A 15,792-nucleotide genomic window follows, 5' to 3' on the forward strand; every position below is an offset into this window, starting at 1 on the left:
AGACAAAGCATTTGGAATCCATTAACAATGCAGATTTCACCGACAGAAAACCTTCGGAATCTGCTTATGAGCAAATTACGTTCAATAACTGCACGTTTTCCGATCTGTCGGGAATTGATTTTATAGATTGTATTTTCAAGAATTGCAACCTGAGCAATGCGCTTCTTAAAAACTGCAAAGTCTCTGACATTCAGTTTATCAACTGCAAATTGCTCGGGGTTAACTTTTCAGAAACGAAAGACTTCGCCTTTGCTGCCAGGTTTGAAGAATGCATTCTTGACTATGCCATTTTTGAGCGGAAGAAGCTGAATAAGACGACTTTCAGTAAATGCAAGATACACGGTGCGGATTTCACGCAGGCTGATCTTTCCAAATGCAAGTTGCACGATTGTGATTTCTGGGACGCCGTGTTCGATAATACCAATCTGGCCGGTCTTGACTTCACTACCAGCAAGAATTTTACGATTGACCCTACTTCCAATAATGTTAAAAAGGCAAAATTTTTGTCCTCGGATCTAGCCGGCTTGCTTACCCGTTTTGACATCATTATCAAGTAGTATTTTGAAGCGATTCTCATTTTTCGTTTCTTGACAAAATCAAATTACGATTCCGCATTATGTCCGTTCAATTGTTCGCCAGCCAGGTATTCACAGGTTCAGAAGTTGTAAAAGACCAGCTCATCCAGATTGTAGAAGGCAAAATAGCAAGCATGGAATACGCCCAGCCAGATCCTGGTGTAACGCGCATACCAAATTTGGCCGCCGGCCTTTTCGATAGTCACATCAATGGAGGCGAGCGGTTTTACTTCACGGAACGTGCCGACGAGGAAACCATTGACGATATCTATACTGCCAGTGTAAATACGGGAACAGCTTACGTTCTTCCGACATTGATAACTTCTCCGCACACGAACATTCTGAAAGGAATTGAAGCAACGCGGAGCTATATGGAAAAGAATCCAGGTTCTGGAGTACTCGGAATGCACCTGGAAGGCCCTTTTCTGAACCCGATAAAGCGCGGCGCCCACCTCACGGAGTTCGTCAGAAAACCGACGAATGCGGAATTGGAGGAGATTATTGCTGTTGGAAAAGGTATAATCCGGTTGATCACGATTGCGCCGGAAATGTTTACGGAAGACCAGATCCGGATGCTCCTTGACTCGGGGATAATTGTTTCCGCCGGCCATTCGAACGCAACTTATGATGAAGCGGTGAAGGCTTTTGGACAGGGAATTCAGCTGGTAACGCATTTGTACAATGCAATGTCCGCATTTGGCCACCGCTCGCCCGGACTTGTGGGTGCTACATTTGATACAGAATCCGTGTATGCTCCCTTGATTATTGATGGTGTGCATTGCGATTTCGGCGCGGCTAGTGTTGCTTATAAAATCAAGAAAGATAAATTATTCCTGATCTCAGATGCATTGTTTCTCGGCGAGAAAGTGACCGAGTTTAAATGGGGCGAATTTGATGCTTACCTGAAAAATGGGCGGTACACCAATTCGGATGGAAATCTGGCAGGTGCTACCATTTCCCTGGCAGATGCAGTAAGGAATGCAGTTCAGATCGTGGGAATACCTTTGCAGGAAGCGATTGAAATGGCTACGATCCGGCCCGCACAGGCACTGGGTTTAGCTGATCAGATAGGCAAAATTGAGATAGGCTACCCCGCTGTTTTTACCACATTCAATGATGACCTCTCGGATTTTCAGGTTTTAAAGTACTGAAAGCACTTACTATAAAACCAACATACCGCCATTCTTCAAGTCCAGCCAGGTTTTGGTTTTTCTGAATTGATCAAAATCCCCTAAACCTGCTGCTTCATATTGTCGGGCGAATTGCTCGAAAAGCATTGGTTCGGAATTACTGATCAGCAACTTAGGAAAAATCTCAACCAGCCAGTCAGCAACAGGAACATCGGCTTCAACTGCCCATTCCTTCTTCTTATTATAAAATACCAGCTCAGCAAGTTCGACAACGCGATTGCCTCGCTTTTCTTCAAAAACAGCCATTTCAGGTAAGCTTCCCAACCAAACAATAACCGCATTGGGCCGGGCTGCCGACTCCGGAAGCGCGCTGATGCTCTTTGCAATATAGTTAGGTGGTATCGAGGTAACAGGCACCTTGAAATCAAACCAGCGTGAATGTGGAAAATCCAGACAAACCCCGTGCAGGTAATTAAAAAGCGACTTCCTTAATCCTTCTGAAAAACGTTCGTGATCAGCCCCAAGCGGATCGTGGTGTTCGAGGTCATTATTGGCAAAATGCCCGTTTTCAGGCCCGATTCGCATGACATCAAATTCTTCGGGATGCAGTCCGACGGGACTGTGCGCCGTCATCGCAAAGCGGTGCCAAAACCCGGACTGCACAATGCCAGCCTGAAACAGCTGCCTGACCATTTCCAGGGAATCAATTGTCTCTTGTGCGGTTTGTGTCGGGAAACCGTACATTAAATAAGCATGTACCATGATCCCGGCCTGCGTAAATGCATCAGCTACGCGCGCAACCTGAGCTACTGTCACACCCTTTTTCATTTTTTCCAGCAGACGGTCAGAAGCCACTTCCAGCCCGCCGGAAATTGCAATGCAGCCGGAAGCTTTCAACAGCAGACAAAGATCGTGTGTAAAATTCTTTTCAAACCGGATGTTGGTCCACCAAACCACCGTCAGCTTTCTCCTGATTATTTCCAGCGCCAGGTCGCGCAGCAATGCAGGTGGAGCGGCCTCGTCGACGAAGTGGAATCCATTTTGATTGGTTTGCGCAATGATTTCTTCAATCCTATCACACAATAGAGCAGCCGTCATAGGTTCGTATCGACGGATATAATCCAGGGAAATGTCGCAAAACGAGCATTTGCCCCAGTAACATCCATGGGCCAGCGTAAGCTTGTTCCAGCGACCGTCGCTCCAAAGGCGGTGCATTGGATTTACTATCTCGATTACCGACAGATAATCATGAAGCGGCAGGTCGCTGTAATCCGGAGTTCCCGTATCCCGCTGCGCCACATCACGCTCCTTCGCGCCATTGTGGTACACTACCGCTCCATTCACACGCGAGTAAACGCGCTTCATTTCTCCGATTGCCCTGTTTCCATCAATATAGTCGAGCAGTGAAAGAAGTGGCGCCTCTCCGTCATCGAGACACACAAAATCAATGTAATTGAAAACGCGTGGCTCTCTCAATGTGCGTAATTCCGTATTAGGAAAACCGCCGCCCATTGCGATTTTAACAGCAGGATAATGCTCTTTCAAATACTGCCCGCATTTAAAGCCGCCATACAGGTTACCTGGAAAAGGCACTGAAATGCACACCAGGTCAGGCTGGTACTGCTGCATTTTACGCGCCAAAACGTCTTTTAAGATCTGCGAGAGCAAGGTATCAGGTTGTTCCAGTGCTTCTTCCATTTCATCGAAGCTTGTCGCTGATCTGCCTAAATGCTCGGCATATCTGCTGAAACCAAAATGCGGGTCAATTGCTTCCTGGATCAGGTCACCAAGATCTTCAAGATATAACGTTGCGAGATGCCGGGCTTTATCGTGAATGCCCATTGTACCAAAAGCCCAGTCCATATCTTCCAACTGCTGAAAGCGACTGGCTTCGGGCAGGTAACTTCTGTCGCAAATGCTGTGGGCAAGCGTCGGATTATTATTTTTCAGGAAGCGGATAACAGGATCTATCGTGCTGATATATTCATCGCGGAGCGAGTAAATACGAAAGCTGTTTTCAGTCAGCTCCGCATCTGAATCGTCGAGCTGCTGAAAAAGCTGTCGGAGTCCTTTCGAAGAAAACAGCTCCAAAATCACATCAATGCCCAGATCAGCCTGATAAGATTCCCGCCCCAGCGTATTCAAAAACCCTTTCAGATAAGCCGTAGCCGGATAAGGTGTATTGAGCTGAGTAAAAGGCGGTGTGATGAAGAGCGTTTTCTGTTGCAAAGCGGCAGTTTCTTTTTAATACAAAGTTAAGGTTACCATTGAAAAGAACAGGAATTACCTATTATTGTTCCTTTTTAAAACATTTACATTCGTCGGCAACACCGGGTATGAAAGTCCTACCAGAACAGTTTTTAGAAAAATACCTCCAACTGATTGATTTCGACTTGTCACTTGCGTTTGACGAAATTCAGAATGCCAGCCTTTCTCCCAATAGCTTTACATTCTACACGTCGGTAGCAGTTATTTCCTCGTCTAAGATAGAAGGTGAGACAATGGAAGTTGACAGTTACCTGAAACATAAGTTACAGAATATAGAATACCTTCCGGAGCTGACCGAAAAGCCAAATGATCTTTTTAAAGCCTATTTGTTTGCGAAGGAAAACCATCTTACCTCTGAAAATTTTCTGAATGCACATACGATTATTTCACAGCATTTACTCCCGGAAAAGTGGCGGGGAGTTTATCGCCGGAATGAAATGCTTGTACTTGAACATCAATCGGGAAAGATTCAGTTTGAAGCCGCGCCGTTTCACATAGTACAAACCGAAATGCAGCAGCTTTGGGATGATATAACCAGTTTGCTTGCAAGGGAACTCTCGCTGGAAGAGGTATTTTATTATGCCTCCTGGATTCACCTGCAATTCGTTTGTATTCACCCGTTTAATGATGCAAACGGAAGAGCGGGAAGGCTACTGGAAAAGTGGTTTTTAGCGGCAAAGCTAGGTTCTAATGCATGGTATGTGCAGTCTGAAAAATACTATTACCAGCACGTGAGAGAGTACTATAAAAACCTTAACAAGCTGGGTATCTTCTATGAAAAGCTGAATTTTGAAGCTGCAATGCCATTCCTTTTGATGTTACCTGCTTCACTGAAACCTGCCGACTAATATGCGCTTGCAGCAACTACTGCAGGATTACCAGCAACATTACCAAACCATAAAATCAACCCGCCTCAATAGTCCTATCCCTACGCAAAATGGTATCATTGTAGTGAAACAACCGACTATGATGCATTACCGCTTTTTGACCCAAATTCAAGCTACGTTCCTGCTGCTGCTAATTTCTGCTTCCAATACATTCGCTCAGAATAAAGTTTATCATCCGACTGCATTTCCGGACCGGATCATTCTGGGTTATAAAGGAAGTCCTGCGGTTTCCCAGGCGGTCAACTGGCGTACAGATACGACAATCAAAGAAGCTGTTGCAGCCATTCATGAAGCCGATCCTTCGCCGGATTTTCAAGATAAGGCCACAATTGTTAAGGCATTAACGCAGCCGGTCATTTTTGAAGAGCACGCTGCATTGTACCACGAAGTCAATTTTACCAACCTGAAACCTGCTACCCAGTACGTTTACCGTGTGGGAGACGGTAAGAACTGGAGTGAGTGGTTTCACTTCACTACTGCTTCCGACCAGGCCCAGCCTATTTCATTCCTGTACTTCGGAGATGCGCAAAATGATGTCAGAAGTTTGTGGTCGCGGGCGGTACGCGGCGCTTTTACTACGCTGCCGAAAGCCAACTTCATGATCCACGCAGGGGATTTGATCAACAGGTCCAATAACGATTATGAATGGGGTGAGTGGTTTGAAGCGGGCGGCTGGATCAATGGAATGGTGCCCAATCTGGCTGTTCCGGGTAACCATGAATATTACAGAGACGGACTGAAAGAAAGGGTTTCCAAACACTGGCGGCCACAGTTTGCATTACCCGAGAATGGACCCGAAGATTTGAAAGAAACGGCCTATTACATCGATTACCAGGGAAGCCGCTTCATTTTCCTGAATTCCGAAGAAGCTACTTCGGGCAAAAAGTCGCGTGACGAGCAGGCAGAATGGTTTGAAAAAGTAGTAAGCAATAATCCGCAACGATGGACGGTAGTTGTTCACCATCACCCCATTTACTCCACCAAGCAAGGCCGCGACAATGACGAATGGCGCGATAAAATGGAGCCTTTGTACCGGAAACACAAAGTCGACATTGTTTTGCAGGGACACGATCATACTTATGGGCGCGGTATCAATATGCCTGTGGGTCAAAGCCGGAAAAAGCCCGACGGACCTATTTATGTAGTGTCGGTAAGCGGACCGAAAATGTACGATATCGGTTTGCAGGACTGGATGGACAGGGCAGCTTCCAATACGCAGCTTTATCAGGCGATCACGATAGACAAAAACAAGCTTTCCTATAAAGCTTATACAGTCAATGGAGATTTATATGACGCATTTGACCTGGAAAAGGACGATCGCGGTACGAATATCCTGACCGAGCTTTCGAACACATTACAGATGAAAGAGCGGCTTAACTTGCCTGAACGCTATGAAAAAAGCTTCAAAGAGGCTGAATTGAAGGAATATAACCAGCGGTACCTTGACTATAAGAAAAGAAAAGGCATAAACTAGGTCACCGCCCGGCTGCCCAGAAAATCGCATTGATGAAAAGTCGCTTGTACGCCTCGCTTTCAAACAAGACCGGAGAATGTCCCATGAAAATGTATACATTCCGGGCCTTTACTTTCGGATTCGACCAGATCACCGGGTGATCTCCCATTTTAATGCGCGAATCGGGAGAATAGCTTGACTCGTCGACGCTCGCCAGTACCTCCACATTGGGCCGGGGACTCTTATCATAGGTATACCATTCTTCTTTCTCAACCAAAAAAGAGACAGGTACTCCCTTCATTATCGGGTGATGACGTTGCTCAACCTGCACTGTTGCTGCCGCGAAAGTGGAAATGTAATTCTTGTACCGGATACCGCCCATAAACCCGGAGAACCAGGGCCACATCTTGTACCCATCGAACTCCCCTAGCAAGGTGGCATGATGGAATCCGATCCACCCGCCTTTTCCTTCCTGAATGTACTTCTCAAATGCAGCAGCAGCTTCTGGCTTCCAGGCATAAGGAACGTAATCCAGCTGTATTATCAGCTGGAACTGACTGAGGTAACCTTCATTAATCGGATCAGTTTTATCAATATAAACGACCGAAAAGTTGTTTTTTGAAGCCAGTGAGTCGAGCCAGATTCTTGCTCTTTTGGAATACTCGATATGATGCCCGCCCGGTTCGGCCATTGCAAGCACCTTGAAAGCAGGACTTTGTGCCAATGCAGTGCAGCTTAGCAGCAAATGGAGCAGCCAGGCAGCGGCAATACTTCCGGGTAATTTTTTCATGTAATGTGGCCGAAGGTCTTTATTTCAACACAGGCAGGATAACGTGGCTGCTGTTTCTTGAATCGTGGTGAATTGTAATTCTCGATTTTTGAAAATCCGCTTCTGCGGCTTCAAAGATGTTCATGAATTTCTGCGGGTTGCGGTCAACCAATGGAAACCAGCTGCTTTGAACCTGTACCATCACGCGGTGGCCCTTTTTGAAAGTATGTGCTACTTCATTCAGCTTCACGGTTACTTTCTCAATCTTATCCTTCGTAAAAGGCTCTGGTTTTGAAAAGCTGTTACGAAACTTTCCTCTTAGCACTTCCGCCCGGACCATCTGCTGGTACCCGCCCATTTGAACGGGCCTTTCGCCTTCTTTCGTCGCCGGAACCGTGGTATTTGCAGGCCAAACATCAATGACCTTGACGATAAAATCTGCATCAGAGCCCGTCATTGAAACCATCAGATTGGCTACGATCTCTCCGGTCAATGTCAGATCTTCCGTCAGCGAGTCCGACTGAAAGCTAAGTACATCCGGTCTGCGTCCGGCAAACCGCTGATCTTCGGCCATGTATTCATTGTTCCTGCCGCGACCGATTACATTCGTGTACGATACTGGCTTGGCCGGGTCACTCTCGTATTCACTTGCACTCTTTGCAGCGGCTGGCTTTGAAACTGACAATTTTCCCTTCTCATCAAAAAAGTAAGGCGTCGGCTGGCTGTTTTTGGGTGGCCAAACATCGTAATTCTTCCATTGATTAGTCCCGGTTTCAAAAACCGTCACTTCCGGCAGATCGAAACTTCCTTTTCCTTTCAGATAGAAATTGAAGAACCTGGTTTCGATATCCTCCTGAAAATATTTATTTACATCACCTCCGAACTGATACTGCGCAAAGGATTTCCATTGCGGCGCAGCCCAGCCGCCATGTGTCCAAGGCCCCATTACGAGCCTGTTGTTATTGCCCGGACTTTGTTTTTCAATGGCCGCATACGTTTTTAATGCACCATATAAATCTTCTGCATCAAACCAGCCACCTACTACCAAAACTGCCGGTTTGATGTTTTTCAAATGGTTTTTGATATTTCTGGACTGCCAGAACTCATCGTAAACCGGGTGTGCGGTTGTTTGCCGCCAGATGCTGTTGGGATCTGCGAAGTAAGGTGCTGCATTCGTTTTTTTCAATGGACCAAAATCCAGAAAGTACTGGTAAGCATCGTTGAAACTAACCTGAAAATGGCTGTCGTAATTCTGCCCGTCAGCGCTTTTCTTCCCGTCGAAACCGCTGTAAAAACCAAAGTTATCCATCAGAAAGAAAGCGCCATTGTGGTAGCAGTCGTCGCCGATAAATTCATCGGACATAGGTGCCTGAGGCGATACTGCCACCAACGCAGGATGGGCGTCGGGCAAGGCAGCCGACGAATAGTAACCCGGAAAAGAAATCCCGCTCTGCCCTACTTTCCCGTTGTTTTTGGTATGTTTTAAAAGCCACTCAATGGTATCATAAGTGTCGCTCGACTCATCTACATCTTTGTTGCTCTTCTTATTGTCGATTGCCGGCGTCATTTCACGAAATGTCCCCTCGCTTTTATATCTGCCTCGCGCATCCTGATAAACAAAAATGTATTTATCGCGCATCAGATACGCATTCGGTCCCAGGCTCCTTCTGTAACTGTTGACACCATACGGCCGCACCGAATAGGGTGTGCGCTGCATTAAGATCGGGTAAGTCTGAGAAGAATCTTTGGGCGTATATATCGCGGTAAAAAGCTTAATACCGTCCCGCATGGTAATGTACTGTTCCGTCTTGATATAGTTATTCCTAACCCAACCTGTATCGGGAAGAACTGCATTTTGAGCCAATGCAGCTAACGAACATAAAAGCAAAAAGCTGCTGAGGAAACTTATTTTCATAAGGGATAATTATGGAGTACGAATGTGCTAACCAAAAATACGTAAGAAAGTGGTTGACGCACTCAAATCTTTCTACCTTCCTGGTAAAACCTGAATGAAACGACTTAAAAGATTTGTGATGATATTTATTGTGCTGCTGGCATTGCTGGTATTGGGTGTATTTATGTTTATGAAACAACCTCAGTTTGGAAGAAAGCCTACCGGTGCGCGACTGGAAAGGATCAAACAATCACCAAATTATCGCGACGGACAGTTCCAGAATGAAAGCAATACGCCCGCGCTTGCCGAAGGTGCGAGCTACTTGAAGGTAATGGTCAATTTTTTCTTTGGAAAAAGTCAGCTCAACGTACCGCCAGCGCCAATTCCCTCGCAGAAAACGGATTTACTGCACCTCGATCCGGCAGAGAATATCCTGGTCTGGTTCGGGCATTCCTCCTACTTCATGCAGATCGACGGCAAGAAATTCCTGGTCGACCCTGTGCTGAGCGGGCACGCTTCGCCTGTTACCTTTACAACTCCCTCTTTCAAAGGCACGGACATTTATTCGGTCGCTGACCTGCCCGAAATTGACTACCTGCTCATTTCCCACGACCATTATGATCACCTGGATTATGAGACGATTTTGAAGCTGAAATCGAAAGTAAAACAGGTAGTTACCGGACTAGGAACAGGAGAGCATTTTGAATACTGGGGGTATGAGCCTGCTAAGATCATCGAGAAAGACTGGAACGAGACAGCTGTGCTGGGCGACGGCTTCAATATACACATTACGCCTGCGCGCCATTTTTCAGGCCGGGAATTCAGCAGGAACACAGCATTGTGGGTTTCAATGGTTTTGCAAACTCCAAAACATAAGATCTTCATTGGAGGAGATTCGGGTTATGACCATCATTTCAAGAAGATCGGTGAGAAATTTGGCGGCTTCGACCTAGCTTTACTTGAATGCGGCCAATACAATGAAGCATGGAAATACATTCACATGATGCCGGAAGAAACTGTACTTGCTGCCAAAGAATTGAATGCAAAAAAGTTAATGCCTGTACATTGGGCTAAGTTTTCACTTGCACTGCATGACTGGAATGAGCCCATTCAAAGAGCAGTGGCCGAAGCAGGTAAACAAAATATACCATTGGTAACTCCCCTGATCGGTCAAAAAGTGAACCTCGACGGAGATCAAACCTGGCGGCAATGGTGGAAGGAAGATGAAATACAATCCCGGTAATCCGGAGTTGGTTGCATACTGTCAGGACATAAAAAAATCCGCTCTATACAGAGCGGATTTTTGCATTACTCTCAACTAAATCAATCCATTTTCGTGAAGCGCAGACTTGACAACTCTCCATTGTGGGAGATCTTCATGAAATAGCTTCCATTAACAAGTCTCTTTATATTAACACGATGTACATTCTTTCCTTCCGAGATCTGAATGGGTGATTTTCCGATTGCCACTCCCGCAGCATTGTAAATCACAACTTCTGACTTTCCGGACGTGCGTGAAGAAAATTGAAGGTCAACATAATCTTGTGCAGGGTTTGGAGCAACTACAGTTCCTCTGATTATACCCGGGTTCACAGAAACAATCTTGCTTTTCGTGAAGGTACCGTCAACATCGATCTGTTTCAGCTGATAGTAATTGATACCCAGCAGCGGGCTCTGATCTACAAAATGGTACCAGCCAGTGCGCTGATCTGAAAGAGAAACTTTCCCCAGCACTTCCGCATTTTTCATTTCAGAATCATAACGCATTACTTCGAATTCTTTTCCATCCTGCTCTGAAACAACTTCCCACGAAAGCTTAACACCTTCTTCAACAGTTTCTCCAACAAAATTGGCTACATAAATAGGTAGCGGCCCGATGGTGAAACTCGCGCTTGACACATCTGATTTGCAGCTGCCGCCTTCTATCATAACTGTATACGATCCGTTTTGAAGCTGATCATACTGAATTACCGGGTGGTTGTTCTGAGGCGATACGCTGCTCTGACGAATTGCATTGTTGCCCGCCATAATTTTCCAGTTGATCGAATAAACTTCGTCTCCGTCAAACAGGAACGATAAACTTCTTTCATCTGAACTCAGCAGTGTCTGCAAAGTAGGACCTCTTTTGCAAGTGGGCCGAGTATCTCCTGACAGCGTAAAGTTTTTAGTAGCAACAGATGCAGCTTTGCAATCCAGCGCCTTCATTTCGAAGGTGTAGGTTCCATTTTGCAGATAGTTGTATGAAATATTTGCTGTATTTGAGTTAAGCACACCAGTACTGCCATTTGCAACCGAAGAAGCACCTTCGAGGATCCGCCACGAGAAATTGCGCAGGTTCGTGCCGGCAAAATCAACTGTAAGGCCAGTTGAAGACAAATTTCTCAATGTGGTTACAGAAGGGCCGCCCTGGCAATCAGGGATAACAACAACAGGCTCCTGAATGGTGAACTGACGTGAAGCAGTACCGGAAGTACAGCTTGCACCTTCTATTTCCAGCGTGTAGTTACCAGGGTTTAACGAACCGTAGCTAAGATTTACTGTTTTGTTACTTCCCAGATCAGGTGTAGTACCATCCCGGAGAACCGAGTTACCTGACTTAATCCGCCACTTCAGAGCGCTGATACCATTACCTGTAAACGTAAAGCGCAATGAGGTTTGCTGGATAGCCGAAATACCCGAGACAGTGGGGTTTGCCGGACAGTTATTTTCAACAAGCGGAGTCGCAGACTTAGGTACAATTGGCCAGTAGCAGCCATTCACCATTTCGAGTGTCAGCCTGCCTCTCCATTTATCGCTCAAATATCCTTTTGTGCCATTGATTGTCTCAGGCAGCAGTCCCATTGAATAGTTGTCAGTACGAGTATCATCTGCACCTTGCTTGATCATCACACGCAGGCGACCATCTACGTACTTCGTGTACTGGTAAGTATATGCACCATTGTCTACAAACGTACCCAGCAGCTCGCCGTTTTCCATGACAAGGCCGTTGCAGGTAATTTTTCCATCATTTGTTTTTCCCAGCAAATTATTCGCAGCTGTACTCGGATCGACCGGGTTTACGCATTGTTTGATCAGCGCGTCATTATCGGTAGTGTTAGGGAACTTGCCGAGATCCAGGTAAAACAGAACAAAGATGTTGTCGGCCACGGTACCACCCCAGTTGAAGTAAATGCGGTTTTCAACGATCTTGGTGTATGCTTGCTTGCCATCGTTTGTTTGACCAAGGTATTCACCGTCAGTCCACACAACCGGCTGACCGTTCCGTGTTCCGCAGGTTACTTTGGTTGCCAATGGAGCGGGCATTTGATCCATTGTTTTTGCTTCGATAGTGAACGGTTTGTCTACCGCCTCTGCATAAGGATTTCTGATTGTGTAGGACGCCTGGCCAGCGAGTTCTATCAAATCCTTCTTGATAGTTTCTTTGTTTTTCTCCTCCGTGCTTGTCACGATAACCGCTTCTGTGCTTGTGACCAGCTCTCCCGTCGCACTATGCGGAGCCGCTGCCAATGGACTGATAAATCCACCCGCAAGGGCCAATTTCAATAAAAAATTCATAGAGTGTAAAAATTAGTGAGCAATAATAATGTGAGTTATTTGTGAAATTATTGGAAAGTTATTCAGCTGTTTGAGTCAAATATACTACAATACAATATAAGTATTTCCCAAATATGTAGAATAAAATTGAATCTTGCCCAGCTACATTTGATGGGGCGCGCAGCATCGCGAAAGGAAAGAAGATAAAACTCCAAAAGAATCTCCTGAATAATTATCCAGGGGATTACAGCAATGTACGAAAGGTAAAATGGGAGGGAATGTGGAGGAGGCTGGCTGGCGCGATCAGGAGAGATCGAAGTTCCGACAAAGCGGGCAATGGTAGAAAACAAAAAAACCGCCTTGAAACAAGACGGTTTTTGTAATGATTGAAAGTGCTTTACTTCGCACGGTTTGTGACCCATAGGGGAATCGAACCCCTGTTTCAACCGTGAAAGGGTCGTGTCCTAACCGCTAGACGAATGGGCCGACTGGTCTCCTACTTCGCGCGCTTTTTTGCACTTTCTTTCACTTTTCCGCTTCCCTTTTCCGAAAACGTGGTGCAAAGATGCAGGCTCGATTTCTAAAAAGCAACTTCTGTACGCAAATAAAATTCACTTATTTTTTTATCAATTCATTATCAGCGCGTTCTGCCGTAAACTTTTTTTTATTCAACTGCGATTAACATTCCAAACGGGTAACTTTCTAAATTTGGGTCTATGCATTTCTTCTAATTGCTCCTATGATAAAATATATCCGCGTTCTTCTTCTTGCCTTTTCTGCAATCCCCGTCTTTGCCCAAAATACAACACCCGAACAGCACCTCGGATTTCAGCTTGGTTCCAAGTTTGCTTTTCATAGCCAGATCACCCAGTACTTCACTTTGCTCCAATCCCAGAACCAGGACCGGATGAAACTGGTGCAGTACGGTTCAACCAATGAGGGAAGGCCGCTGATGATTGCATTTATCTCGTCACCGGAAAATATGAGCAAGCTGGAATCGATCCGGCAAAATCATCTTAAAAGCATTGGTCTGCTGGAAGGCAAGCCCGATGCGAGCGTTCCGCCGATCGTGTGGCTGAGCTATAATGTGCACGGAAACGAATCGGTTTCTGCCAACACCAGCATGCAGGTAATTTATGAGCTGCTCAACAAGGACAATGCATTGACGAAGGATTTTCTGAAAAACCTTGTCATCATGGTGGATCCCTGCATTAATCCCGACGGATACGAGCGCTACTCGCAATGGTATAACCGGGTCCAGAATGCAGTTCCGGATGTAACCCCATTCGCATTGGAGCACGACGAACCCTGGCCCGGCGGCAGGTTTAATCACTACCTCTTCGATCTGAACCGCGACTGGGCTTGGCAAACACAGAAAGAAACGCAGGAGCGGATTGCGCTGTACAATCAATGGATGCCGCATTTTCATGCCGACTTCCACGAAATGGGTCCTTCGAGGAGCTACTACTTCCCTCCTGCTGCAAAACCCTTTCACAAAGACATTACAGCGTGGCAACGACAGTTTAACGACCTGATCGGTGAGTACTGCCGCAAATATTTTGACAAAAACAACTGGGCCTATTTTACCAAATACAACTACGATCTCTTCTATCCGAGCTACGGAGATACCTGGCCGACCGTTAATGGCGCTGTGGGCGTGACTTACGAGCAAGGTGGTGGCGGTAGAGCCGGCCTCGGCATCGAACGCAAGGAAGAGCACGATACGCTGACACTCAAAAGCCGCATTTCGCATCACTATGCAACCACGCTGGCCACGCTTGAAGCTGTTTTGTCACAAAAAGAGAAGATCGTTAACGAGTTTATCAAATACCACGATAATGCGGCAAAAGCACCCGCGGGCAACTTCAAGACTTACGTAATAAAAACAAAGGGACACGAAGAGCGCATCAGGTATTTCGGCAACTGGCTAAGCAAGCAGGGTATCTCTTATGGGATTGCCGGAAAGTCTGCCTCCGTAAAAGGAACGGAGCTGAGCAGTTCTGTTGACGAGTCTGTTAAGATTGAAAATAATGATTTGCTGATCAGCGCATTTCAGCCGAAATCGAACCTGCTCCGGGTACTTTTCGAACCTAAGCCGGTACTGGAAGATTCGGTTACCTATGATGTTACGAGCTGGGGCTTGTCATATATTTTTGGATTGAAAGCTTACGGACTGAAAGAAAAGCTCGTTCCGGCAACCTATCAGCCCGAAAAAACAGAGAATGCGATCCCGGGTTTTCCTGTATATGCTTATGTAGCTAAATGGTCAGAATTCGGCGATGCTGTTTTCCTGGCTGAGCTGCTCAAAAACGGCTTTATGGTAAAAACCTCTAATATTCCCTTCGAAATTGAAAAGCAGTCATTTGAGGCAGGCACATTGATCATTACAAAAAAAGGAAATGAGCGGGCTGATTTTGATAAAATCGTGACCTCGCTGGCAACAAAGCACTTTGTAAAGCTTACTCCTGTCAAAACAGGTATGGTAACCTCAGGGGCGGATTTTGGCGATGACCATGTTGCTTCCATTAACGCGCCGAAAGTTGTGGCGGTAAGCGGCGAAGGTATTTCAGCCACGTCGTTCGGTGCAGTGTGGCATTATTTTGAGCAGCAGATCAAATATCCGGTCACCATTGTCAATGCAACCAGGCTCTCTTCGCTTCCATGGAGTGAAATTGACGTTCTGATTTTGCCGGATGGAAGATATGGGGATATCCTTGGCGAAAAGCAGCTGGAAGCCCTGCAAAGCTGGATAAAAAATGGCGGAAAACTGATCGCAATGGAAGGCTCCACGGATGCTTTCCTGAACAAGCCTGGATTCAATCTCAGCAAGAAGTTTTCAGAAAAGAAAAAAGACGCAGACTTCTTTAAAAAGTACGGCGATCAGGAGCGTGAGGATGCGAGCGATTCGTCGCCTGGCAGCATGTTCCAGCTCACGATGGACGAAACTCACCCACTCTCATTTGGTTGCTCAAAAGAATACACTACTCTCGTAAGGGATGCTTACGAGCGTGAGTATCTGAAAGACGGCTGGAATGTAGGATACCTGACAGAAACGAGCTATAAAGCGGGTTTTGTAGGTAATAAAATGAGCGGCAAGCTTAAAAACACATTGATCCTGGGTGCACAGGAAATGGGACGCGGCCAGGTTATCTACATGATGGACGATCCCGTTTTCCGCGCCATGCTCTACAATGGAAAGATCCTTTTCAGCAATGCGGTTTTCAGGTAATTTTGAATGAGTGAATGAGTGAATTAATTTGAAATCCACTTATCCACTTATTC

General features: G+C 46.0%; 10 protein-coding genes and 1 tRNA gene. 6 read left to right on the forward strand and 5 right to left on the reverse strand.

Annotated elements, in window-relative coordinates:
* The first annotated feature begins 11 nt into the window (after positions 1-11).
* Together ASG33_RS13430 and nagA are read left to right on the forward strand one after the other, a co-directional pair.
* Positions 12-557 carry a pentapeptide repeat-containing protein gene (locus ASG33_RS13430; protein ID WP_229238639.1) on the forward strand — a complete coding sequence of 182 codons (546 nt, stop codon included), beginning with the start codon at positions 12-14 and terminating at the stop codon, positions 555-557.
* A 59-nt stretch (positions 558-616) separates the two neighbouring features.
* A complete protein-coding gene (nagA, locus tag ASG33_RS13435) occupies positions 617-1,726 on the forward strand; it encodes an N-acetylglucosamine-6-phosphate deacetylase (RefSeq protein WP_056285740.1) in 1,110 nt (369 codons plus the stop codon).
* Between the two features lie 9 nt (positions 1,727-1,735).
* Here the strand turns inward: nagA and ASG33_RS13440 are convergent, their stop codons facing one another.
* Positions 1,736-3,934, reverse strand: a complete 2,199-nt coding sequence (locus ASG33_RS13440; protein WP_056285741.1) for a radical SAM protein — start codon at positions 3,932-3,934, stop codon at positions 1,736-1,738.
* A 107-nt stretch (positions 3,935-4,041) separates the two neighbouring features.
* Between ASG33_RS13440 and ASG33_RS13445 the strand changes: the two genes are divergently transcribed.
* The gene (locus ASG33_RS13445; protein ID WP_056285744.1) at positions 4,042-4,821 is read left to right on the forward strand and encodes a Fic family protein; all 780 of its coding nucleotides are present in this window, start codon (positions 4,042-4,044) and stop codon (positions 4,819-4,821) included.
* Between the two features lie 7 nt (positions 4,822-4,828).
* Positions 4,829-6,334, forward strand: coding sequence for a metallophosphoesterase family protein (locus ASG33_RS13450; RefSeq protein WP_310589199.1), 1,506 nt, complete (start codon positions 4,829-4,831; stop codon positions 6,332-6,334).
* A gap of 1 nt (position 6,335) precedes the next feature.
* On the opposite strand, the gene ASG33_RS13455 is transcribed toward ASG33_RS13450, so the two are convergent.
* Positions 6,336-7,103 carry a ThuA domain-containing protein gene (locus tag ASG33_RS13455; RefSeq protein ID WP_056285747.1) on the reverse strand — a complete coding sequence of 256 codons (768 nt, stop codon included), beginning with the start codon at positions 7,101-7,103 and terminating at the stop codon, positions 6,336-6,338.
* Between the two features lie 19 nt (positions 7,104-7,122).
* Entirely contained in the window at positions 7,123-8,997 is a 1,875-nt protein-coding gene (locus ASG33_RS13460; protein WP_056285750.1) for a CocE/NonD family hydrolase, read from the reverse strand.
* Positions 8,998-9,091: 94 nt separating this feature from the next.
* Between ASG33_RS13460 and ASG33_RS13465 the strand changes: the two genes are divergently transcribed.
* A complete protein-coding gene (locus ASG33_RS13465) occupies positions 9,092-10,219 on the forward strand; it encodes an MBL fold metallo-hydrolase (RefSeq protein WP_229238640.1) in 1,128 nt (375 codons plus the stop codon).
* Positions 10,220-10,299: 80 nt separating this feature from the next.
* Here the strand turns inward: ASG33_RS13465 and ASG33_RS13470 are convergent, their stop codons facing one another.
* Both ASG33_RS13470 and ASG33_RS13475 read right to left on the reverse strand, forming a co-directional pair.
* Positions 10,300-12,531, reverse strand: coding sequence for a T9SS type A sorting domain-containing protein (locus ASG33_RS13470; protein WP_056285753.1), 2,232 nt, complete (start codon positions 12,529-12,531; stop codon positions 10,300-10,302).
* Between the two features lie 393 nt (positions 12,532-12,924).
* Positions 12,925-12,996: transfer RNA gene (locus tag ASG33_RS13475), tRNA-Glu, on the reverse strand.
* Positions 12,997-13,249: 253 nt separating this feature from the next.
* Between ASG33_RS13475 and ASG33_RS13480 the strand changes: the two genes are divergently transcribed.
* Entirely contained in the window at positions 13,250-15,739 is a 2,490-nt protein-coding gene (locus ASG33_RS13480; protein ID WP_056285757.1) for a M14 family metallopeptidase, read from the forward strand.
* Positions 15,740-15,792 lie beyond the last annotated feature (53 nt).

Source organism: Dyadobacter sp. Leaf189, assembly GCF_001424405.1.
Classification (GTDB): domain Bacteria; phylum Bacteroidota; class Bacteroidia; order Cytophagales; family Spirosomataceae; genus Dyadobacter.

Bases quoted from the DNA above. Each gene is read 5' to 3' on its own strand.
- ASG33_RS13480 (WP_056285757.1), top strand. From the start codon at position 13,250: ATGATAAAATATATCCGCGTTCTTCTTCTTGCCTTTTCTGCAATCCCC.
- ASG33_RS13455 (WP_056285747.1), bottom strand. From the start codon at position 7,103: ATGAAAAAATTACCCGGAAGTATTGCCGCTGCCTGGCTGCTCCATTTG.
- ASG33_RS13470 (WP_056285753.1), bottom strand. From the start codon at position 12,531: ATGAATTTTTTATTGAAATTGGCCCTTGCGGGTGGATTTATCAGTCCA.
- ASG33_RS13465 (WP_229238640.1), top strand. From the start codon at position 9,092: ATGAAACGACTTAAAAGATTTGTGATGATATTTATTGTGCTGCTGGCA.
- nagA (WP_056285740.1), top strand. From the start codon at position 617: ATGTCCGTTCAATTGTTCGCCAGCCAGGTATTCACAGGTTCAGAAGTT.
- ASG33_RS13460 (WP_056285750.1), bottom strand. From the start codon at position 8,997: ATGAAAATAAGTTTCCTCAGCAGCTTTTTGCTTTTATGTTCGTTAGCT.
- ASG33_RS13445 (WP_056285744.1), top strand. From the start codon at position 4,042: ATGAAAGTCCTACCAGAACAGTTTTTAGAAAAATACCTCCAACTGATT.